Origin of the sequence: Streptomyces sp. WMMB 714 (assembly GCF_900090125.1) — a bacterium.
GTDB classification, from domain to species: domain Bacteria; phylum Actinomycetota; class Actinomycetes; order Streptomycetales; family Streptomycetaceae; genus Streptomyces; species Streptomyces daqingensis.
Genome location: NZ_FMHJ01000004.1, coordinates 271,652 through 293,545 on the forward strand (window position 1 = coordinate 271,652; position 21,894 = coordinate 293,545).

The 21,894-nt window shown below is 71.9% G+C and carries 20 protein-coding genes; 10 read left to right on the top strand and 10 right to left on the bottom strand.

The window, feature by feature from the left end; all coding sequences use genetic code 11:
• Positions 1–39: 39 nt before the first annotated feature.
• Entirely contained in the window at positions 40–1,224 is a 1,185-nt protein-coding gene (locus H181DRAFT_RS08945) for an MFS transporter (protein ID WP_045863736.1), read from the bottom strand.
• A 201-nt stretch (positions 1,225–1,425) separates the two neighbouring features.
• Between H181DRAFT_RS08945 and H181DRAFT_RS08950 the strand changes: the two genes are divergently transcribed.
• The 3 genes from H181DRAFT_RS08950 (at position 1,426) to H181DRAFT_RS08960 (ending at position 6,659) form a co-directional block, all read left to right on the top strand.
• Positions 1,426–4,047, top strand: coding sequence for a glycosyltransferase (locus tag H181DRAFT_RS08950; protein WP_045863737.1), 2,622 nt, complete (start codon positions 1,426–1,428; stop codon positions 4,045–4,047).
• Positions 4,047–5,510: a radical SAM protein gene (locus tag H181DRAFT_RS08955; protein WP_045863738.1), complete on the top strand. Its 1,464-nt coding sequence runs from the start codon at positions 4,047–4,049 to the stop codon at positions 5,508–5,510. The genes H181DRAFT_RS08950 and H181DRAFT_RS08955 overlap by 1 nt, the downstream gene beginning before the upstream one ends.
• A 129-nt stretch (positions 5,511–5,639) precedes the next feature.
• Positions 5,640–6,659, top strand: a complete 1,020-nt coding sequence (locus H181DRAFT_RS08960) for a DUF3048 domain-containing protein (protein WP_078895607.1) — start codon at positions 5,640–5,642, stop codon at positions 6,657–6,659.
• Positions 6,660–6,771: 112 nt separating this feature from the next.
• On the opposite strand, the gene H181DRAFT_RS08965 is transcribed toward H181DRAFT_RS08960, so the two are convergent.
• From H181DRAFT_RS08965 to H181DRAFT_RS09000, 8 genes are all read right to left on the bottom strand, one after another.
• Positions 6,772–7,230, bottom strand: a complete 459-nt coding sequence (locus tag H181DRAFT_RS08965; protein WP_045863739.1) for a nuclear transport factor 2 family protein — start codon at positions 7,228–7,230, stop codon at positions 6,772–6,774.
• A gap of 123 nt (positions 7,231–7,353) precedes the next feature.
• Positions 7,354–7,755, bottom strand: coding sequence for a PIN domain-containing protein (locus H181DRAFT_RS08970; RefSeq protein ID WP_045863740.1), 402 nt, complete (start codon positions 7,753–7,755; stop codon positions 7,354–7,356).
• Positions 7,752–8,000, bottom strand: a complete 249-nt coding sequence (locus H181DRAFT_RS08975) for a type II toxin-antitoxin system CcdA family antitoxin (RefSeq protein ID WP_045863741.1) — start codon at positions 7,998–8,000, stop codon at positions 7,752–7,754. The genes H181DRAFT_RS08970 and H181DRAFT_RS08975 overlap by 4 nt, the downstream gene beginning before the upstream one ends.
• Positions 8,001–8,152: 152 nt before the next feature.
• Complete coding sequence (locus H181DRAFT_RS08980; RefSeq protein WP_045863742.1) at positions 8,153–8,560, bottom strand: PIN domain-containing protein; 408 nt, start codon at positions 8,558–8,560, stop codon at positions 8,153–8,155.
• The gene (locus H181DRAFT_RS08985) at positions 8,553–8,831 is read right to left on the bottom strand and encodes a type II toxin-antitoxin system Phd/YefM family antitoxin (RefSeq protein WP_045863743.1); all 279 of its coding nucleotides are present in this window, start codon (positions 8,829–8,831) and stop codon (positions 8,553–8,555) included. Before H181DRAFT_RS08985 ends, H181DRAFT_RS08980 begins: the two co-directional genes overlap by 8 nt.
• Positions 8,832–8,890: 59 nt before the next feature.
• Entirely contained in the window at positions 8,891–9,730 is an 840-nt protein-coding gene (locus H181DRAFT_RS08990; RefSeq protein WP_045863744.1) for a putative hydro-lyase, read from the bottom strand.
• Positions 9,731–9,874: 144 nt separating this feature from the next.
• The gene (locus H181DRAFT_RS08995; RefSeq protein ID WP_078895608.1) at positions 9,875–11,230 is read right to left on the bottom strand and encodes an MFS transporter; all 1,356 of its coding nucleotides are present in this window, start codon (positions 11,228–11,230) and stop codon (positions 9,875–9,877) included.
• Positions 11,231–11,602: 372 nt separating this feature from the next.
• Entirely contained in the window at positions 11,603–12,292 is a 690-nt protein-coding gene (locus H181DRAFT_RS09000; RefSeq protein ID WP_045863745.1) for a DUF2848 domain-containing protein, read from the bottom strand.
• Between the two features lie 248 nt (positions 12,293–12,540).
• On the opposite strand from H181DRAFT_RS09000, the gene H181DRAFT_RS09005 reads away from it, so the two are divergent.
• Together H181DRAFT_RS09005 and H181DRAFT_RS09010 are read left to right on the top strand one after the other, a co-directional pair.
• Complete coding sequence (locus H181DRAFT_RS09005; RefSeq protein ID WP_045863977.1) at positions 12,541–13,866, top strand: MFS transporter; 1,326 nt, start codon at positions 12,541–12,543, stop codon at positions 13,864–13,866.
• A gap of 75 nt (positions 13,867–13,941) precedes the next feature.
• Positions 13,942–14,736 (top strand): carbon-nitrogen hydrolase family protein, encoded by a 795-nt coding sequence (locus tag H181DRAFT_RS09010; RefSeq protein ID WP_175439741.1) that lies wholly within the window; start codon positions 13,942–13,944, stop codon positions 14,734–14,736.
• An 89-nt stretch (positions 14,737–14,825) separates the two neighbouring features.
• Here the strand turns inward: H181DRAFT_RS09010 and H181DRAFT_RS09015 are convergent, their stop codons facing one another.
• On the bottom strand, positions 14,826–15,452 hold the full coding sequence (locus H181DRAFT_RS09015; RefSeq protein WP_045863747.1) for a GntR family transcriptional regulator: 627 nt from the start codon (positions 15,450–15,452) through the stop codon (positions 14,826–14,828).
• Positions 15,453–15,971: 519 nt separating this feature from the next.
• Between H181DRAFT_RS09015 and H181DRAFT_RS09020 the strand changes: the two genes are divergently transcribed.
• The 5 genes from H181DRAFT_RS09020 to H181DRAFT_RS09040 all read left to right on the top strand — a co-directional run bounded on the left by H181DRAFT_RS09020 (position 15,972) and on the right by H181DRAFT_RS09040 (position 21,669).
• Positions 15,972–17,132, top strand: coding sequence for a fibronectin type III domain-containing protein (locus H181DRAFT_RS09020; protein ID WP_254666766.1), 1,161 nt, complete (start codon positions 15,972–15,974; stop codon positions 17,130–17,132).
• Positions 17,133–17,380: 248 nt separating this feature from the next.
• A complete protein-coding gene (locus H181DRAFT_RS09025; protein WP_045863748.1) occupies positions 17,381–17,863 on the top strand; it encodes a VOC family protein in 483 nt (160 codons plus the stop codon).
• 334 nt (positions 17,864–18,197) lie between these two features.
• On the top strand, positions 18,198–19,154 hold the full coding sequence (locus H181DRAFT_RS09030; RefSeq protein ID WP_045863749.1) for a cation diffusion facilitator family transporter: 957 nt from the start codon (positions 18,198–18,200) through the stop codon (positions 19,152–19,154).
• A gap of 111 nt (positions 19,155–19,265) precedes the next feature.
• Positions 19,266–20,033, top strand: coding sequence for an SDR family NAD(P)-dependent oxidoreductase (locus H181DRAFT_RS09035; RefSeq protein ID WP_045863750.1), 768 nt, complete (start codon positions 19,266–19,268; stop codon positions 20,031–20,033).
• A gap of 253 nt (positions 20,034–20,286) precedes the next feature.
• Entirely contained in the window at positions 20,287–21,669 is a 1,383-nt protein-coding gene (locus tag H181DRAFT_RS09040; protein ID WP_052708510.1) for an MFS transporter, read from the top strand.
• The last annotated feature ends 225 nt before the right edge of the window (positions 21,670–21,894 follow it).

Consider the following 21,894-nt stretch of genomic DNA (forward strand, 5'->3'; position numbering starts at 1 on the left):
GCGGCGCCGGTCGTCGCGGCGCCGGCGGGGCCGCCCGTCTCAGACGAGTTCGCGGGCAGCGGTGCCTTTCGGCGCCGCCCCGCGTTCCCGTGCCGCGAGGGCGGCCGGGGTGATCAGCGCGGCCAGCAGCCCGACGGCGCCGATCGAGACGGTGAGGCTGGTCAGCGAGGCGACACCGCCGATCATCGGCGGTCCGCCCAGGAAACCCGCGTAGGCGACGGTCGTCACGAAGCCGAGTTCGCGTTCGCCGCCGCCGCCGTCGGAGCGGCGGCCCGCGTCGCCCGCGAGCGCCATGGCCACCGGGAAGCAGAACGCCAGGCCGACCCCCGCCACGGCGAATCCCGCGTACGCCACGGCCCCGAGCGGGACCGCCGCGGTCAGTACCAGACCGGCGGCGGCGACGAGCCCGCTGGCCGCCAGCAGCCGGTGCGGCCCGAACCGGGCCTCGACGCGTTCCCCGAAGAGCCTGGTCAGGGCCATCGTCACGGAGAAGACCGAATAGGCGGTCGCCGCGACCGACTCGGTGACGGCGCGCTCCTTCACGAGGAAGAGCGCGGACCACTCGGCGCAGGTCCCCTCGGCGACGGCCGCGCACAGCGCCACGGCCGCCAGCAGCCACAGCCGCTTGCGGAACACGACGGCGCGGTACGAGCCCCCGCTCTTCTCCTGCGGGCCGGGCCGCTCCCCCGGCACCGAGCGCACGGTGACGAGCAGCGCCAGCAGACCGGCCGCCGCGACGAAGCAGAAGTGCCGCGCCGGTGTGAGGGAGAGCGCCGCGGCCAGTCCGGCACCCAGCGAGCCGATGAGCCCGCCGAAGCTGAACCCGGCGTGGAAGAAGGGCATCAGGGGGCGGTCCAGGTCCCGTACGACGGCGACGGCGGCGACGTTCATCGCCACGTCGACGGTCCCCATGAGCGCCCCGAGAGCGGCGAGCGCCGCGCCGAGCAGCGGGACGGAACCGGCCAGCCCCAGCACCGGCAGCACCAGGCAGGCGCCGGCGAGCGCCACCGCGATGACGAGCCGCGCACCCCACGCGGCGCAGGCGCGGGCCGCCAGCGGAGCGGTGACGATCATGGCGATGCTCGGGCCGAGCAGCGCGAGCCCCAGCTCTGCCGGATCGGCGCCGGTCTGGGCGGCGAGCGCCGGGACCCGGGCTGCCCAGGCGCCGTACAGGCCGCCGTTGACGACGAATACCGCGGCGACAGCGGCGCGTTGGGATACCACTCGGCTCCTCTCCCGTGAACTCCCGTGCGGGGCCAGGTTATTGGCATGGAGATCACAGGGAAGTGAATTGAACCGATGCGCGGTCTTCTCAGGCTGCTCCGCCGGTGGTCTCCTCGACAGGGGCGCCGGAATGTCAACTTCCCCTTCTCGGCGTCCTCTTGAGGGACGAACCGGCAGCGACGGCAGGAGCATCTGGAGTCCATGACCGTTTTGTGGGGAACATCTTTCGACGCCACGCCGATATCCGGTGTGGTGGTGGAGTTCGTCAAGACCGCGAGGGCGTTCCGGGAGCAGGGCTACCGCGTGCACCTCGACCTGGGCTACGACGTGAAGGCGGACAAGAACGCCTTCTTCCGGCCCTACCGCGACGAGGCCGCGCTCCTCCCCGGCTGGGTGCGGCTCGACCGCATCGAGGGGATCGGCGAAGTGCCCGGCTACGGACCCGAATTCGTCTCCGAGGTGCTGCGCGAGTACGTCCAGCACGGTGCGGGCGAGCATCTGCTGCCGCTGGTCGAGGCCGCGGCGGAGGCGATCAGCGAGCGGATCGTCGGGACGTGGGAGCGCCGGAACGTGTCGTTCGTGATGGTCGAGAACGGCACGCTGCCCGAGAACGTCACCTACACCAGGGCCCTCTACTCGGCGATCGAGACCTACGGGCGGCGCCACCGGCTGGGCCGGTACGTCATGTGGCGCGACCACGACCTGATGTGGCAGAGCGAGCCGGGCATCAAGAAGTACGGCGAGTTCCCCTACCCGGGCACCGTCGCCCCGCGCAACTCGCCCTGGATCCACTACGTCGCGCTGCACGAGGAGGCCCGCCGGCGGACCCTCGAATGGGTGCCGGACCTCGCGAACATCGACGTGCTGCCCAACACCTTCACGCATGCGCCCGCAGCCGCCCCGCGCGCCGGAGGGGCCGCCGGATTCCGCCGCGCATACGGCATCCCCGAGGACGCGCCGCTCATCGCCCGCTGCACGAGGATCATCCCGCAGAAGCGCATCGACCGGGACATCCACCTGCTGGCCGGTCTCGCGGACCGCACCGGCGCGTACCTGTTCGTCGCCGGGGACACCGCCGAGGCCCCGGACGAGTACGCACGGCTCCGCACGCTCGCGCAGTCCCTCGGTGTGGCGGACCGGGTGGTCTTCGGCGGCCGCCTCGCCCCGCACGAGGCGGACATCGGCGCCGCCAGCGGCGACGGCTTCTCCGTACGGGACCTGCTCTCCCAGGCCGCGGTCGCCTCGTTCCTGACCTCCTACGACTACGAGAGCTACGGCAACCCGATCGGCGAGGCCGTGGCCTCCCGCGTCCCGTACGTGACCACCCGCTACCAGCTCTACGACACCGTCTACGGGGACAAGGGATTCCGCGCCCCCGTCATGGAACTCACCGACGGCGACCTGCCCACGCCGGCCTTCGTCGACGACGTGGCCGGGCTGATCCTGGACGAGAGGAAGCGCGAGGAGATGGCGGACCACAACCACCGGCTCGGTGAACGTCACTTCGGAGCCGAACGGGCGGGCGAGCTGCTGGCCGAGCTGTTCCTGACCCCGATGGGCGAGCGGACCCGCATGAGCGTCGTGCTGCCCGTCTACAACGAGGCGGACAACCTGCCGGCCGTGCTGCGCTCCCTCTACGAACAGCGCGGCCCGGACGGCCCGTTGGACAAGTCGATGTACGAAGTCGTCGTCGTGGACAACAACTCCACCGACGCCACCGTGCGGATCGCCCGAGCCTTCGCGGCGGACCATCCCGACCTCGCCCTCCACGTCGTCCCGGAACCGGAGCAGGGGGTGGCCTGCGCGCGCAGGACGGGCATGGACTTCGCGTCCCGGCGCAGCGCGCGGCGCGGCCAGGCCGACTCCGAGCAGCGCTTCTACCTCGTATCGGCCGATGCGGACTGCCGAGTGGACGAGCGCTGGCTGTGGGAGCTGTTCACGGCCATGGAGTCGGGCAAGGCCGCCATCGGCGTGTGCGACTACTACTACGCGCCCGAGCACTTCACGCGGCGCCCGCGCCTGTGGGACGCCATCCAGAAGACGCTGCGCTGCCGCGCCGTGACGTTCTCGCTGTTCGGCGGGTTCCCCGACGGCAAGGGCTTCGCGGTGGAGCGCGAGGCGTACGAGAAGGTCGGCGGCGTCGAGATCTTCTACCAGCTCCAGAACGGCCGCTTCGTCAACCACCTGTCCGACGACTGGGACTTCGGCATCCGCGTCCGCGGCTCCGGCGAGGACATCGCCTACGTTCCCGCGTCCCGCGTCGAGATCAACCCGAGGCGCGTCAACCACGCCATCGACGAGGTGATCACGGGAAGGGCGTACGGCTCGGACGGCATCATCGTCATGCGCGACATCCGCGTGCCGGAGCCGGTCGCCGACCGCGAGGGCGACCTGACCGAGGAAGAGGCCCTCCAGGCCTGGGAGTTCTCCGTCAAGGACTTCACACCGAAGAACACGATCCTGCCGGTGCTGCTGACACCGTCGCTCCTCGACGACGACGCCGTCGTGGACTTCTTCGGCCCCTCGCTGGCCGAACGGCTCGGGCAGCGCACAGCGGAGATCAAGGACGAGATGAGGATGATCGACTTCACCCCCATCCACTCCTACAAGACCCCGTCCTACCGGCTGTACTTCGAGTTCGCCGACGAGATCTTCGCCCGGCTGCGCGCCACCGTCGGCGAGGACATCGGCCACCCGCCGCCGCTGCCGCCGTGCCTGCGGGACGTACCGCCGGAGAGGTTCACCGAGTTCGTCCGGTACTTCTGCGAGGACCGCGAATCAGGGGAAGCGCACAACTACTTCGGCAACGGCGGTGTCTTCTGATGGACATCGCCCGACGGCAGACCTACGAGGAGTCCCTCGCCTCGCTGCGGAAGACCGACCCCGCCCACCCCGAACCGGCGGTGCTGGGCGCGCTGACCGACCCGTCCAACCGGCACCTCGTCGAGTACGTCACCGAGGACCCGTTCGGCGCGCACGTCTTCCCCGGCAACATCCCCGGCCACTCCCCGGAGGACTTCCTGGCGGACCTGGACCGCCAGCTCGCCTCCACCGCACCCATCCACCTGTGGTCCTACATACCGACGTGCGCCTACCGCTGCCGCTTCTGCCAGTACCCGGTGGTGCTGGCGAAGGGCTCCCCGGAGGCCGTCGACAGCAAGGCGACGCAGTGGGTGGACTGGAACATCCGCGAGGCCGAGCTGTGGCTGCGCGACGTGCCCAACCTCGCGTCCGCCCCGATCGGGGAGTTCAACGTCTTCGGCGGTACGCCCTCGCTGCTGCCTCCGGACGCCATCCGCCGGCTGCTCGACTTCTACCGCGAGAACTTCGCCTTCACCGCCGACACGGCCATCCGCTTCGAGGGCGACCCCAGCACCTTCACGCCGGAGAAGCTCGAACTCCTCGCCGAACTGGGCTGCACCAAGCTCAGCAGCGGCGTGCAGTCCTTCGACGACCCGGTGCTGGAGCAGTGCGGCCGCGAGCACACCGCGCAGATGTGCGTGGACTTCGTCCGCAACGCCCAGTCCCTCGGCTTCGAGTGGATCAGCGTCGACCTCATGTACGGGCTCCTCGACCAGACCGTGGACAGCGTCCGGCGGGACCTCGACATCGTCGTCGAGAACGAACTGACCGCAGTCGTCTGCACGAAGCTGCACCTCGCGGACTACAGCGACACCAGGACCGGCGTGGCGGGTGAGAAGCCGGCGGCGTGGCAGCTGCCGGAGTACCGCGCCAGGCTCGTCGAGAAGGGGCACCGCTGGCCCACCCTCGGCGAGCAGTACCAGATGCGCGAACTCCTCACCGAGGGACTGCGCGACGCCGGATACAGCGAGCAGCCCACGATGTACTTCGCGCGGGACGGCCTCGGACCGGAGAAGTGGAAGGCCATCATGGTCGACCAGGACAAGCAGGAGGCCGAGGTCGCCATCGGCCTGGGCGGCAGCTCCAGTTGCCGTGCCTCCGAGGCCATCACCGACGTGAACTGGAAGAAGTACAGCGAGGCCGTCGAGGCCGGCCGCGTCCCGCTGGGCTCCGCCACCCGCTTCTCCGAGGACGCCCAGGAGTCCCGGGCGGTCAAGATGGCGCTCTCCACGCTCCGCCCGCTCGACGACCGGCTCCACCAGGAACGCTTCCCCGGCCGCTCCCTGTTCGACGAGCCGTGGCGGAGCAGGTTCGCCTCCCTCCAGGAGCGCGGCCTGGCCGTCGTCGACGACGGCGGCAAGCGGATCAGCCTGACGGCGGACGGCGAGGTACTGGTGGAGGCCGTCATCAACTCCGAGTTCTGACAGGGACGTTGGCCACGACCGGCCGCACGTCCCCCTCCGGCGGGAAGTGTCACGGCAGCGGTATTGACGACGCGGCGCGGCGGCGATGAGGTGGCTGTCTCCGAACCCCCCACGACGGAAGGCAGTTGCATGCGAGGCATCCCCACCCCCTCGCCGTCCGGCAGCGAACCCGGAGGCATACGCAGGCCCACCCGATGGCTGGCCGCGCTGGCAGTGGCGGCGCTCGCCGCCGGCACGGCGAGCGCCGGCGCGTCGTCCGCGAAGGAAGCGCCGGACCGCTCGGCGAAGGCGGGGGCCGCCTCGAAGGCGAACGAGGAGACCTCGCCCTTCACCGGTCTCCCCGCCGAACCCGCCCCCGTGATGGCGGTGAAGATCGACAACCACAAGGACGCCCGGCCCCACACCGAGCTGGAGAACGCCGACATCGTCTTCGTGGAGAAGGTCGAGGGCGGCCTGAGCCGGCTGCTCGGGGTGTTCTCCAGCAAGTTCCCCGAGGGAATCGGCCCGGTACGCAGCGCCCGCGCGTACAACGTCGAGCAGCTCCGGATGTTCGACCGCCCGATACTCGCCTACTCGGGCGCGCGTGAGGGCGTCGTCGACCTGATCAAGAAGTCGAAGCTCTACGGCGTCTCCCACGACGACTACCCGGACGGCTACTTCCGCGGCGGCGACAACGAGGCCCCGCACAACCTCTACGCGCACACCGACAAGGTCCTCGCGCAGGCGCCGGAGGCCAGCAAGAGCAAGGACATCGGCTTCCGCTTCGCCGACGAGGCGCCCGGCGGCGGCGAGGCGACCGACGAGCGCACCGTCGACTACGGCTCCGCGCAGACCACCTTCAACTGGTCGGCGGAGGAGGACCGCTGGCTGGCGTCCTTCGACGGCGAACCGGCGGAGACCACCGGAGGCGCACGTCTCGGCGGTGCCACGGTCGTGGTGCAGAAGGTGGAGATGCCGCCGGACGACGGCGGCACGCCGTACGAGAAGACCGTCGGCAGCGGCGAGGCGACGGTCCTGCGCGACGGCAAGGCGTACGAGACGAAGTGGGAGCGGCCCACCGAGGAGTCGGGCACGACCTTCACCAAGTCCGACGGCGAGCGCATGGCCTTCGACCGTGGCCAGGTCTGGGTGGTCTACGAGGAGGCATGAGCACCACCGGCGCCGGCGGCCGGCCGCGGGCACTCGCGCCCGCGGCCGGCCGCCGTGCCGCCTACGCCCCGCGGGTGCGCACACCGTGCCGCGCCGCCCGTGCGCACGACCGTCACTTGAGCGGGATGCCCCGGCCGCGCTCCGCCTCGGGGCGCGGCCCGTGGATGCGCCGGTCGCCCTCGTCGATGCGGACGTCGTTGATGCTGGCCTCGCGGCGCGCCATCAGCCCGTTCTCGTCGAACTCCCACAGCTCGTTGCCGTACGAACGCCACCACTGTCCGTCCGCGTCATGGCACTCGTACTGGAAGCGCACCGCGATGCGGTTCCCTTCGAAGGCCCACAGCTCCTTGCGCAGCGCGTAGTCCAGCTCCCGCTGCCATTTGCGCGTCAGCAGCTCCCGGATCGCTGCGCGGCCGGTGACGAAGGAGTCGCGGTTCCGCCAGACCGAGTCCTCGGTGTACGCGAGGGAGACCTTCTCCGGGTCGCGGGTGTTCCACGCGTCCTCGGCGGCCTGCACCTTCTGACGTGCGGTCTCCGGGGTGAACGGGGGCAGCGGGGGGCGGGTGCTCATGCGGGTGCCTTTCGGACGGATCTCCCGGGGCGGTGCCTTGGTGCCGCTCCCGGGCTCCCCCTCAGACGGCCACGACGTCCACCGCGCTGTCCAGCCCCTTGACGGGCTCGGGTTTCGGGTGCCTCAGAGGGGCACGAGCCGCACTCGGTGACCGCACAGCTTTTCCATGTCATCGATGTCGGAGGTCAGCATGGCGACAGGGCCCGGCTGACGCAGAGCCGCCTCAGCGACGGTGGCGTCGATCGCGTACCTGTGACCGTGCAGCCCGCAGGACTTGAGCAGCTCGGCGGAGGCTTTCGCCGCCTGCTCAGTGACAGGTTCGACCTTTACACGGGAGAGCACCCAGTTCAGGCGGGCGACCTGCGTGCGGGCATGCATCACTTCGACAACGGTGTTTGCGCCGACGACGAAATCGGCTCCTGAGCCGTGGAGCAACTGAAGCATCGCGATGACCTTCCGGTCCTGGGCGATCCAGGCGGAGAGTCCCTCAGAGTCCAGGACCACGGTCGCGATGTGCTGCTTCACGCGACATCGCTGCGGAGGTTGCGACCAGCAGACCCGAAGATCTTGTCGGACGCCTCCGCGAGTTCCTCGTCCGTGAAGGCGCCGTGCTCCTCCTGATACCGCTGGAGGTCCTCACCGACCAGTTCGTGCCTCAGACGGCGGGCCACCGCCTCGGAGACGTAGCCGGAGACGTTGTCGGTCAGTTGCTTCAGTGCGGCCACCTGCTCTGCAGGCAGAGTGACCGTGACGCGGGTGGTGGCTGACATGCATCAAGCATACTCCAGTATGCGCCTCGGGGAACCGGGGTGAGGGTCGGATCGCATCCCTTGGTCCGCAGGTCCCGCACGTCCGTGAGGAACCTCAGGCCGGTGCGGGCACCTGCCCCTGCCATTGCGGGTCCCGAGGGGCGCCTGGGGACTCAGACGGCCACGACGTCCACCGCGCTGTCCAGCCCCTTGAAGTCGTCGGGATTGCGCGTGAAGAGGGGCAGGCCCCTTACGGATGCGATCGCGGCGATCATCAGGTCCGGCCGGCGGGGCTCCGGATCCCGGGCGGAGGCCAGGGTGAGTCCGACAAGCGACCCGTAGCGGGCCGCCGCCTCACTGTCGAAGGGCAGGGGGTCGAAGTCGGAGACGGCGGATCCCAGCTTCTCCATGCGTGCCGCTCTCGACACGGCGTCCCTGGCCATGGCGACGCCCTGGTGGAGTTCGGCCAAGGTGACGGCGGTCAGCTCGGGAACCGCGGGCAGATCCGCCGGGTCGAGCAGATCCAGGTCGATGTACGCGCAGGTGTCCAGCACGCCGGACCGGGGGCGGGTCTCAGCCACGGTCCCGCTCCCACGGGTCGTCGTCACCGGCGCGGTCGACGGAGCCGAACAGCTCGTCCGCTTCCCTGCGCAGCTCGTGGTGGTCGACACGGGGGAGCCTGCGATGCCGGGCCACCAGTTCTTCGGCACTCAGCCGCGGCTTGCGGTGTATCGGGCGAAGCTCGGCGACTTCCGTGCCGTTCCGGGTGATGTGGTAGATCTCGCCGGCCTCGACGGCGTCCATGACGGACGCGGAGTTGTTCCGGAACTCCCGCTGCGTGATGATCTTCATTCGTCAAGCGTAGCCACGTGTGTCCTCCGCGGCTACGCGAATCGTCGCCGGGCATCGCCTCACGCGACCAGGTACTGCTCGTCCCGCACGTCCGTGACGAACATCCGGCCCGGCGCGTGCGTGATCGCGAACGGCGGCCTGGACGCCATCACCGCGGCCTGCGGCGTCACCCCGCACGCCCAGAAGACGGGCACGTCCCCCGGCAGCATGTCCACGGCGTCGCCGAAGTCGGGCGTGCCCAGGTCCGCGACGCCTATCCGTGCGGGATCGCCGCTGTGCACGGGAGCGCCGTGCACGGCGGGCATCCGGCCCGTCACCTGGGCCGCCGTCCCGAGCAGCTCCTCCGGGACGGGCCGCATGGAGACGACCATCGGGCCGTGCATCTGCCCGGCCGGGCGGCACTGGCGGTCCGTCACGTACATCGAGACGTTCCGCTCCTGCTCGAGGTGGCGCAGCGGAACGCCGGCGTCGGCGAGGGCCCACTCGAAGGTGAAGCTGCACCCGATGAGGAAGGTGACGAGGTCGTTCCGCCAGCGGTCCGTCACCTCGCCCGGCTCCCCGGCGAGTTCGCCGTCCTCCCATACGCGGTACGCGGGCAGGTCGGTGCGGAGGTCCGCGTCCGGAGCGAGAACCGTGGAGGTCCCTCCGGGGTCGGTCACGTCGAGGACGGGGCAGGGCCGCGGGTTGCGCTGGCAGAAGAGCAGCACGTCGTAGGCCCAGTCACGGGGCACGGAGATCAGGTTGACCTGCGTGTAGCCCGGCGCCCAGCCGCTGGTGGGGGCCGTCGAACCGGCGCGGAAGGCCGCCCGGGCCTCCGCCGGGCCCGGCGCGGCCCCCGGGCCCCCGGGGTGTGGCGCGGTACCGGCGGCGGCCGGATCGCCCTGTGTCGTACGGGACATGGCGGTGCGTTCCTTCCGGTCGGTGCACGGCGGTACGGCGAAGGGCCTGCGATCGGGGGCCTGCGAGGGGTGCGGGGCGGCGCGCCCGCTCCCGCGCTGCGATCCGTACGGGCGGACGCGCCCCGGCGCCCGCCCGTACAGGCGTCACAGCAGCGCGCGCCCCCGCGTCTCCGGCAGCCCCAGCAGGGCGACGAGCGCGACGCCGTATCCGACGGCGCCGAAGATCAGCGCGCCGCTCACGCCCCAGCTGCCCGCGAGGAACCCCACGAGGGTGGGGAAGAAGGCGCCCACGGCACGGCCGGTGTTGTAGACGAAGCCCTGCCCCGTGCCGCGCACCGCGGTCGGATACAGCTCGCTGAGGAACGAGCCGAACCCGCTGAAGATCGCGGACATGCAGAAGCCGAGCGGGAAGCCGAGAAGCAGCACCAGCGTGTTCGAGCCGATGGGCACGTTGGTGTAGGCGACGACGCAGACCGCGGAGAGCACCGCGAACAGCGCGACGTTGTTCTTGCGGCCGAGCTTGTCGGTGAGGTAGCCGCCCGTCAGGTAGCCGATGAAGGCACCGGAGATCAGGAACGTCAGGAACCCTCCGGTGCCGACGACGGTCAGCCCGCGGTCCGTCTTCAGATAGCTGGGCACCCAGGTGGCGAGCGTGTAGTACCCGCCCTGGACGCCGGTGGACAGGAGCACGCCGAAGAGCGTCGTTCGCCGCAGGTCGCGCGTGAAGATCGCCCGGAACGAGCCCCGGTCGCGGCTGCTGCGGCGCTGCTCGGTGGCTTTCGGGGCGTCGGTGACGTTGCGCCGCACGTACAGGATCAGCAGCGCCGGCAGCGCGCCGGTCCAGAACAGCACGCGCCAGGCGATGTCCTCGTCGAGGAACTGGAAGACGAGGGTGTAGACGACGACGGCCAGCGCCCACCCCACGGCCCAGGAGCTCTGGATGACGCCGAGCGTGCGGCCCCGGTTCTTCGCGGTGGCGTACTCGGCGACGAGGATCGCGCCCACCGCCCACTCCCCGCCGAAGCCGAGGCCCTGGAGGGCGCGGAAGACCAGCAGGGTCTCGTAGTTGGGGGCGAAGCCGCACAGCAGGGTGAACGTCGCGTACGTGATCACCGTGAGGATCAGGGTCCGTACGCGGCCGATGCGGTCGGCCAGGATGCCCGCGAGGGCGCCGCCGAGCGCGGAGAGGACCAGCGTGACGGTGGTGAGGAGACCGGTCTGGCCCGTGTCGAGGCTGAAGTAGGCGCCGATGGCGACCATGCCGAGCGGCAGGGTGAAGAAGTCGTAGGAGTCCAGGGCGTAGCCGCCGAACGCTCCGGCGAAGGCGCGGCGCCCGGACGCCCCCAGCTCGCGGAACCAGCCGAACCAGCCCGAGCCGTCCGGCTGCGGCCCGTCAGGCTGCCCGGAGCCGGGGGGCGGGCCCGTTCCGGGACCGGTTCCGGAGTCCACGCCGTCGCCGGTGCCGTCCTTGGGGGTGCTGGATATCGGGTCGGTGTTCATGTGCACCTCGCTGAGGGGGAGGGTGCCGCCGAGAAGGGGGCCGGCTCGTGGGAGGGGTGCTGATGCCCGGCTAACGTAGAGGATCGTTGAACGATCCTTCAAGGGGTACGTTCAGAGGAAACTGCCCGGCGAGGCGCCGCCCGATGCGGCCGCCCCCCGGCGGGCTCCGGGCGGCCGCATCGGGCCGTGCGACGGGACCGGGCCGCCGGGACCGGGTCGACGAGACCGGGCCGCGCCGAGGGGAACGGCGCGGCCCGGTTGCGGCCGGAAGAGGTCCGGCGGGGAAGCGGGGAAGCGGGGAAGTGGGGAAGCGGGGCGGCAGGGTCCGGTGAGGCAGGGGAGGTGAGCGAGCGAGTGCGGTGGAGCGCCGTCTCAGCCGATGGGCTCGGGCATCCGTACGACGTCGTACCCCAGGGAGATCTCGTTGCCCGTGGAGGGGTCCGCGAGCTGCACGCGCCAGCGCCCGGCGAACTGGTCCACGCCGTGCCGCATCGGCACCGTCCCGGAGATCAGCACCGTGCCCGGCTCCAACTCGCCGCGCTCGCGCAGCACTTCGGCCCAGTGGTGGGGCGTGAGCAGCTCTGCCGCGGTGGAGTCCTGGATGAGCTCCTCGGTTCCGTCCTCGCCCGTGACCCAGGCCCGCAGGGTCAGGCTGTCCACGCGGTCGGCGACGTCGGCGAGCCGCCAGGCCTGCCCGGCGAGCACGTCGGGCCCGGCGTTCTTGCTCCAGGCGACGCCGTACGCCTCCAGTTCGCGGTCCGTGTGGTCGCAGGCCGCCGTCAGCAGCAGGTCGCCGGTGTCGTCGACGACGAGCGCCCACTCGGCCTCGCCGGAGGTCCTGCCGTGCTGCGCCGGGACGCTGCCGGTCTGCTGCGCGAGGTAGGGGGCGACCGGGTAGAGGGCGGGGGTCGTGGAGGGTGCCGGTACGCCCAGCTCCGCGAGTTCCGCCACGTGCGCAGCCACGTCGTCCTGGCTGCGGCCCGCGTAGCCGGCGTTGAGCAGACGCGTCACGGTGACGGTGCGCCGGGTGCCGTCGGGCAGCGTGAAGGCGAGGCTGGACATGGTGGTTCCTCCAGGTCGGGCTGTGTTTCGCGGGGGTGAATCCTGTCCGCGAGGGTTGCGCATACGAGCTGTATACAGCAAGTATGCTCCCGTACCCAAGAGGTCCCCGACCGTGAGGAAGCCCCGTGGACCACAACTCGCCGAAGCAGTCGGCGGCGGAGGAGCCGGCCCCGAGCCACGGGCCGGGAGAGCCCGGCGCCACCTCCGCCGGCAGCCCCGACGCACCCCGCCCCCAGGACCGCAGAACGCTGCTCAAGGCGTTCACCGCCAGCCTCACCGGCACGTCGCTGGAGTGGTACGACTTCGCCGTCTACTCCGCCGCGTCGGCGCTCGTGTTCGGCAAGCTCTTCTTCCCGTCGGGGGACCCGCTCACGGGCACGCTGCTCGCGTTCTCCACCTACGCGGTGGGATATGTCTCCCGGCCGCTGGGCGGTTTCGTCTTCGGACGCCTGGGCGACGTCATCGGACGCAAACGCGTCCTCGTCGCGACGCTCGTGCTCGTCGGCGCGGCCACGTTCCTGATCGGCTGCCTTCCGACGCACGCCGTCGCGGGCCCAATCGCTCCCGCCCTGCTGGTCCTGCTGCGCTTCGCGCAGGGCGTCGGCGTCGGCGGTGAATGGGGCGGCGCGGTCCTGCTCACGAGCGAGTTCGGCAGTTCGCGGCAGCGCGGCTTCTGGGCCTCCGCGGCCCAGGTCGGCCCGCCCGCGGGCAACCTCATGGCGAACGGCGCCCTGGCGGCGCTCGGCGCGATGCTCACCGAGGAGCAGTTCCTCTCCTTCGGCTGGCGGATCGCGTTCCTGCTCTCCGGCGTCCTCGTCGCCTTCGGGCTGTGGGTGCGGACGCACCTGGAGGAGACCCCCGTCTTCAAGGCCGTCGAGCAGACCGGGGAGCGCCCCGAGGCGCCCATCCGCGAGGTGTTCGCCACCCAGCGCCGTCCGCTGGTCGCGGCGATCCTCTGCCGCGTCGCCCCCGACGTGCTCTACGCGATGTTCACCGTCTTCGTGCTCACGTACGTGACGGAGCAGCTCGGCATGCCGCAGGGCGAGGCGCTCACCGCCGTACTGATCGGCTCGGGACTGCAGATCTTCCTGATCCCGCTGGCCGGAGCCCTCTCCGACCGCTGGAACCGCCGCCGGCTGTACCTGACCGCGGCCGTCGCCGCGGGCGTGTGGCCGTTCGTCTTCTTCCCGCTGGCCGAGACCCGCTCCTGGGGGCTGATCGTGCTGGGCGTCGTCGGCGCCCTCGTGATCCACTCGATGCTCTACGGGCCCCAGGCGGCCTTCGTCGCCGAGCAGTTCAGCCCGAGGCTGCGCTACACCGGCTCCTCCCTCGCCTACACGCTGGCCGGCGTCATCGGCGGTGCCGTGGCCCCGCTGATCTTCACGGCGCTGCTCGGGAGCTTCGGCACCTGGCTGCCGCTGGCGGGGTACATCGTGGTCACGGCGGTCCTTACCGTGGGCGGCGTGCTGCTCGGCCGGGACGCGGACCACGTGGAGGACGAGGAGTACACCCGCCACCTCGGCGACGTGCCCCGTCCCCGGGAGGCGGCGGAACACGGCGCGAAGACGCTGTAGCGGCATCCGAGACGACGAGCCCGGCGCGCCGTCCCGTCGCGGACGGCTACGCGGAAAGGAGACGCAGTGACGACGCTGCGCACGGCACTGTGCCAGTTCACCGCGGGCACCGACCCGGAGGAGAACCTGCGCACCATCGACGGCCTGGCGGAGCGGGCGGCTGCGCGGGGCGCGCAGCTGGCCGTGTTCCCCGAGGCGTCCATGGCGCGCTTCGGCATCCCCCTCGCCCCGGTGGCCCAGCCGCTGGACGGACCGTGGGCGGAGGGCGTGCGGGAGTCGGCGCGGCGGCACGGACTGACCGTCGTGGCGGGGATGTTCAGGCCCGCCGACGGCGGGCGGGTCGCCAACACCCTGATCGCGACGGGTCCCGGCGTGGACGCCGCGTACGACAAGATCCACCTGTACGACGCCTTCGGCTTCTCCGAGTCCAGGACGGTGGCACCCGGCCAGGAGGTGGTCACCGTCGACGTCGCGGGTGTCCGCGTCGGCCTGGCGACCTGCTACGACGTGCGCTTCCCGGAGCTCTTCCGGGCGCACGCCGACCAGGGCGCCGTGCTCTCCGTGCTGCCCGCCTCCTGGGGCGCGGGGCCGGGAAAGCTGGACCACTGGGAGCTGCTGTGCAGGGCACGTGCGCTGGACGCCACGGTCTGGGTGGCGGCGGTCGGGCAGGCACCGCCCGGGCCGGACGCGGACATCACGCAGCCCACGAAGGCGCCCCTCGGGATCGGCCACAGCGTGCTCGTCGGCCCCGACGGACGTGTCCGCGAACAGGCGGGCACGCAGCCGGAGTTGATCGTCGCCGACGTGGACACCGAAGAGGTCGGGCGGGTGCGCGGGGCGGTCGCGGTGCTGGACAACCGGCGGCTGTGACGCTGCGGCCCGCGGAGGCGGACGCACCTCCGCGGGCCGCCCGTCCGGGCCCGCCGGGCCGCTCCCGCGGACCGGCGCCGCCCGGCGCGTCAGCCCTCGGCGAGGATGCGGCGGGTCGCGGCGATGTGCTCGTCGATCGCGGCGCAGGCCAGGTCGGCACGCCCGGCGGCCAACGCCTCCAGGATGCGCCGGTGTTCGACGCACACCTCCTCCTGCCGCCCCCCTGCCCTGTAGAGCGCGGTGACGCCGGCGCGGACCTGGCGGCTGCGGAGCCCCTCGTACTGCTTCGCCATCAGGGTGTTGCCCGCGGCCGCGACGAGCGTGGCGTGGAAGCGGTGGTCCGCCTCGATGAACTCCTTCGCCTTGCCGTCGCCGCGCAGCTTGGCCTGCTCGTCGAGGATCCGGTCCATCTCGTCGGCGGGCACGGCCTTGCGGGCGATGGCACGCTCGGCCGCGTACCGCTCCAGCAGGGCGCGCATCTCCATCAGTTCGCCGATCTCACGGCCGGAGAGCGGTGCGATGTACGCGCCGCGCTTGGGAACCAGGCTGACGAGCTCCTCCGCCGCGAGCAGCAGCAGTGCCTCGCGGATCGGCGTACGGGAGATGCCGATCCGGTCGGCGATCATCTGCTCGGAGAGGAACTCGCCCTGCATCGCGGGATCGGTGAGGACGGTGTCCTTGAGATACGTGTACGCCTTCTGGCGTCCCGACATCACAGGCGGCTCTCCCCACCGGCGTCTTCCACGTCCGCCTCCCACGTCAACGCGCTATTGCATACAGGCTGTATACACATTACACGCCATCACCACATGGCGAACACCCCGTTTCGCGGCTCTTCGCGGCACGCGGCGCGGGCCGCCCGGGCAGCACGGCCGTCCCGTCCGCAGGCCGGTTCCTGCCGTTGGGGTGGATGACGCGCATGCGGTGGCGTGGTGCGACCGCGCCGCCCGTGACCGCTCCCTATGGTCGCCGCTGACGGGCCGGGCCCGGCCCGGTGCAGTGCGCCGGACCGGGCCGCAAGGGACGGCCCGTCGCGTGAACGGCGCCCCCGGTGCTCCTCCACCCTTTCGGGTTGCGATGCCGGGGGCGCTCGCCGTCTCAGCGGTCCGCACGGCGCGGGCCGCCGGTCAGAACAGGTGGGTGTGTCAGTGAGTCGCTCCTCAGCAGTGCCCCGTTCCCCACGGCGACGCGGACGCCTGCCGTCGCCGCTCCGGTCGTTGCGCTGCCTCACGGCGGTGACGGCGCTCCTCGCGCTGTGCTGCGCGTGGCTCGTACCCGCCGCCGCGGCCGCCGGTCCGGGCGCCGCGCCGAGGACCGGGCACCCGGCCCCCAGGCCGGGCAGCGCACCGCTGTACGTCTCCGACTACACCGCCAACGAGATCCTCGAACGCCCCGCGGGCGGCGGCCCGCAGGAGACCGTGCCCACGACCGGCCTGACCCGTCCGACGTACATGGTGCTCGACGCGGCGGGCGACCTGTACATCTCCGACACCGTCAACAGCCGCGTCGTCAAGGTGCCTGCCGACGGCGGCCCGCAGGAGACGGTCACCACCGACGTCCTGCGCCCCCTCGGACTCGCCCTGGACGAGGCGGGAAACCTGTACATCGCCGACAGCTTCAACGACCGCGTGGTGAAGGTCCCCGCGGACGGCGGCCCCCAGGTGACCGTCCCCACCAGCGGGCTCCTCCACCCGGCGGGGCTGGCGCTCGACAGCGACGGGCACCTCTACGTCGCGGACTTCGTCAACGACCGTGTGGTGCGGGTGCCGGTGTCCGGGGGCCCGCAGACGACCGTCCCCACCAGCGGGCTGTCACAGCCGACGGGGCTGGCGCTCCGCGAGCCCGCCGGCGGCCGGGGCGACGCCCGCCTGTACATCGCCGACTCGGGCAACGACCGCGTCGTACGGGTGCCGGCGGACGGCGGTCCCCAGACCACCGTTCCCGCCAGGGGGCTGAAGAGCCCGCAGGGGCTGGCCCTGGACCCCGCGGGCAACCTCTACGTCGCGGACTTCGGCAACGACCGCGTGGTGAAGGTCCCCGCGCGCGGCGGCCCGCAGCGGACCGTGCCCTTCAGGGGGCTCACCACCCCCGCCGCCGTGGCGGTTCCGCCGGCCCCGGCGCCGCCCACCGGCGTGAAGGCCGCAGCGGGCAGGGGCAGGGCGAAGGTCTCGTTCACGCCCAGCACCTCCGACGCGGTCACGGGGTACACCGCGGCGTCCAGGAACGTCACGCACCCCGGACACCGCAACTCCTCGGCGCGGGGCAAGAGTTCGCCCATCACCGTCAAGAACTTGCGGGCCGGGGACGCGTACACGTTCACCGTCACGGCGACCAACGCGGCGGGCGCGACGAGCCTGCGCTCCGATCCGTCCCGCCCCGTCCGGCCGACGCGGTGACCTGACGCTCCGGACGGCCGCGGGGCGGATCCCGGACCGGCGTCCGGCCCGTTCCGCGAGTCCCCTCCCCGCGAGTCCCGTCCCGCGAGTCCCGGCCCGGTGGACCCCGACGCCCGTCGAGGCAGCGGTCCGCCGGGCCGCCCGCGTGTCCGGGGTGTCCCGCGCGGGCCGCGGGATCCCGCCGAAGCGATGAATCCCCCTCGTCCGTGCGGTCCTCACATGCGACACCCCTACTCCGGGAGGTACCGATGCCCCAGCGAGGATTCACCACGTGCCTGTGGTTCGACGGGCAGGCCGAAGAGGCGGCGCACTACTACACCTCGATCTTCAAGGACGGCAGGATCGGGAGGATCGCTCGCCACACGGAGGCAGGTCCGGGGCTCGCCGGCACGGTGCTGACGGTCGAGTTCGAGATCAACGGCCAGAAGTTCGTCGGCGTCAACGGCGGCCCGCAGTTCACGTTCGACGCGGCGATCTCCTTCCAGATTTACTGCGCGGACCAGGACGAGGTCGACCACTACTGGAACACGTTCGTCGAGGACGGCGGAGAGGAAGGCCACTGCGGCTGGATCACGGACAAGTACGGCCTGTCGTGGCAGGTCGTCCCGAACGGGCTGGTCGAGATGATCACGGACCCCGATCCGGAGAAGGCAAGGCGCGCCAGCGAAGCGGTGTTCTCGATGACGAAGCTCGACATCGCGGCGATCCGCGAGGCGCACGCCGGCGCGTAGAAGGGGCGGGCGGGACGGCCGGCCGCACAGCCCGAGTTCTCCCGGAGCATCGTTCCGTGGAGACGGTTCCGCCGCCCGTCCCGCCCTGAACCATCCTGAACCGGCCTGTCCGCAGCGGTTGTTGAACCCGGTCCTTGAGCGCAGGTCTTCGAGTCCTGAGGGGAGGTCTTCGAATCCGTCCCCACCCTGTGGACATTCCGCGTTCCTCGCCGACGCTGCCCGCCTAAAGCCTTCCTCCGTACGGACGTTGACGCGCAAGCCGAGCGAACCGGACAGGTCTGACTGCACGGCCGGTGGGTAACCGGGGGCGCATGGAGACCAGGATGGGCATCGCGTGAGCCAGGAAACCGCCGACCGCAAGACGCGCACGACCGTCTTCGTGGCGCTCGGCGCGAACGTGCTGATCGTCGTGGCGAAGGCCGTCGGCGGGCTCTTCGCCGGTTCGCCGGCGCTTCTCTCGGAGGCGGCGCACTCGGTCGCGGACAGCTTCAACGAGATCTTCCTGCTGGCGGCGCTGCGCCGCAGCCGCAAACCGGCCGACAGGAAGCACCCGTTCGGCTACGGCAAGGAACGCTTCTTCTGGTCGCTTCTGGCGGCAGTCGGCATCTTCGTCATGGGCGGCTGCTTCTCGTTCTTCCAGGGCTACGAGGCGCTGCGCAGCGGCTCGCAGGAGTCCCACAGCGGCTACGTGGCCGGGCTCGCCGTCCTCGGCGTCGCCCTCGCCGCGGAGGGGACGTCCCTCGTCAGGGCGCTGCACCAGGCGCACAAGGACCCCGACACGGACGGGGTGCGCGACCCCGCGCTGCGGACCGTCGTCGCGGAGGACGGCACGGCGGTGATCGGTGTCCTGCTCGCCATGGCGGGCATGGCCCTGCACATGGTCACGGGGCAGGCCGTCTACGAGGCCGCCGCGTCCTTCGCGATCGGGGTGCTGCTGGTGCTGGTCGCGTTCTGGCTCGGCAAGACCAACCGGGACCAGCTCATCGGTGAGGCCGCCGACCCCGAACTGCGGCGCGGCGTCCAGCGCGTGCTGGAGGCGCAGCCGGAGATCGACAACGTCGAGACGCTGCTGACCATGAAGCTCGGGATGGAGTCGACGCTGGTCGCGGCCCGCGTCGACCTCGCGCCCGGTCTCGACAGCGAGGAGGTCGAGCTGATCTCCGAGCGCATCAAGAACTCCGTCATGGAGCAACTGCCTTCGGCGGACCAGGTCTTCCTCGACATCACCGAGGCGCCGCCGGAGAGGGCGGAGGCGTCGGCCGGCGAGCCCGCGCTGTCGGTCGACGAGTGAGCCGCGCCGGGGCCTTCGGGGCCTGGACCTCAGGGGCCGGGGCGGCGTTCGCGCCCGGCAGGTCCGTCGAGCCCGGGCCGCGGGTCGGAGAAGGTCGGGAGGAGACCTCACATGTCGCGAGTCGTGGTCGTCAGCGGTGGAGGTACGGGAATCGGGCGCGCCGTGGCCCGCCGGTTCGCCGCCGAGGGCGACCGGGTGCTGCTCGTCGGACGCCGTCCTCAGGTGCTGCGGCAGGCCGCCGAAGAGCTCTCGGCCGGTGGCGGCGCCGAAGGGGAGATCCAGACCGTGGCCGCCGACCTCGGCGTCGCCGGGGAGGCCGAACGCGTGGCCGCGGAGGTCGGGAGGCGCTACGGACGCGTCGACGTGCTGGTGAACAACGCCGGCGGCAACGTGGAGATCGGGACGCCCGACGACGTGCCGGGCGGGCTGGACGGCGTCGCCTGGCGCTGGACGGGCAACTTCCGGACGAACGTGCTCACCGCCGTGCTGCTCACCGAGGCGCTGCGGGACCGGCTCCAGGCCCCCGGGCGGCGGGTGGTGCTGCTCTCCTCGATCGCCGCGTACCGCGGCTCGGGCGGCGGCTCCTACGCGGCGGCCAAGGCGGCTCTGCACCCGTACGCCTACGACCTGGCCGCACGGCTGGGCGGTCACGGCGCGACCGTGAACGTGGTGGCGCCGGGCTACATCGAGGACACCGACTTCTTCCGCGACGGCATGCCCGAGGAGCGGCGCAGGATGCGTATCGCCGAGACCGACAACGGCCGGGCGGGCACTCCGGACGACGTCGCCGCGACGGTGCACTGGCTGTGCTCCCCGGACGCCGGGCACGTGACGGGACAGGTCGTGCAGGTCAACGGCGGCGCCCGGTACGGGGCTTGAGCAAAGGGGCTACCTCGTACGGCACTTGGCCAACGGCGCCTGCCCGTGAGGCTCTTGGCCAACAGAGCCTTTTCATGCGGCACTTGGCCAACGGGGCCTTCCCGTGCGGCACTTGGTCAACAGTGGTCCTCTGTAGGGCACTTGTCCGGTCCGGTCCCACGTCCCGCCCCGTCCCGTCCCGGGGCGCGGTGCGGACTCGCCGTCTCCCGAGTGGCACCGTAGGAGCCCGGGGCAGGTATACGGCGGCCGGCCGGTGCCGGACGAGACGAAACTGGGGGACGAGATGACCGCTGCGGCTCCGCATGCCACTCCACCGGGCTCACGGGAACCGTCCCGGCGCGGTTTTCCGCTGGTCTACCTCGCCGTGTTCGGGGGCTACACGGGGCAGCAGATCCTCACGCCGGTCCTGCCGCCGCTGGCCCGCGAACTCTCCCTGAGCGAGTTCCAGTTCGGCGTGGTGATGAGCGCTTCCGCGGCGACGGTCGCCTTGCTCAGCCCGTGGTGGGGGCGGCGCAGCGACATCCACGGGCGCAAGCCGCTGCTGGTCGTCTCCCTCTTCGGGGCGGCGGCCGGTCTCCTCGCGTTCGCCCTGTCGGCCCACTTCGGCCTCCGCGGCCTGATCGGCCCGGTGCTGACGTTCGCCCTGCTGCTCTTCACCCGGGGCGTCCTCTTCGGCAGTGCGCTCGCCGCGCTGCCGGTGGCCGCCCAGTCCTACGTCGCGGACGTCACCCCCGACGAGCAGACGCGCGTCAAGGGCCTGGCCCGGGTGGGGGCCGCGATCGGCCTGGCGCTCGTCCTCGGCCCCGGGCTGGGCGGTCTGCTGGCGGACTTCGGTCTCGTCTCCGCCCTCTACCTGGCACCGGCGCTGATCCTGTTGCCCGCGTTCGCGGTCTGGGCCCTGCTGCCCGGCGACTCGAGGCCGGAGGCGGGCAAGGGCCGCGCGCCGAAGCTCAGTCCCCTCGACGGACGGGTGTGGCCGTTCCTGCTGGCGGGCGCCGGCGTCTATCTGTCCGTCAGCCTGCTGCAGATGAGCCTGGGTTTCCTCCTCCAGGACCGGCTCGGCCTGAGCACGACGGAGACGGCGGAGCTCTCCGGGTACGTGCTGCTGGCGGGCGGGCTGCCCATGCTCCTCGTGCAGGGCGTCCTCATCCCGCTCCTCGGGTGGCGTCCGCTGCGGCTGCTGCGGGTGGGAGTGCCGCTGACGTGCGGGGCGTTCGCGCTGATGGTCTTCGCCGACAGCCTGCCCGTCTTCTTCGCCGCCACCACGCTGTCCGGAGTGGGCCACAGCCTCGCCATCCCGGGCTACAACTCCGCGCTGAGCCTCAGGGTCGGCGCGGACGAACAAGGAGGCGTGGCCGGGCTGATCAACGCGACGAACGGCTTCACCCTCGTCCTCGGACCGCTCGCCGCGACCGCCCTCTACCAGGCGGGGGTCTCGCTGCCGTTCGTGTGCGGGGCGGCCGTACTCGGCCTGCTCGCCGCGTTCCTCGTGCTGCACCCCGGCGTCCGTGACGCTCCGCCTCCCGGCGGCGGACCGTCCCCACGCGGCACGGACGACACCGCCGGGGGCCCGCCCCGCCGGGCGGTGAAGGAATCGGGGCCGGGGCCGGGCGCGGCGGAGGACGGGCGGGCGTGACCACGCCGCTCCCGCCCGCACCTCGCTCCCGCCTGCACGTGGTTCCCGCCCGCACGTCGCTCCCCTCGCTCATCCCGCTGACATCCCGGGGCGCGCTCCGGGCCCGCGTCCCGACGGGGCCGGGCGTCACCGGGAAGCCGCGGTTCGTGGTGCGAGGCGCCGAGCCGTCCACGGCGTCCGCTGACCAGCGCCGCGGTTCCACGTCGGCATCAAGTAGCCGTCGAA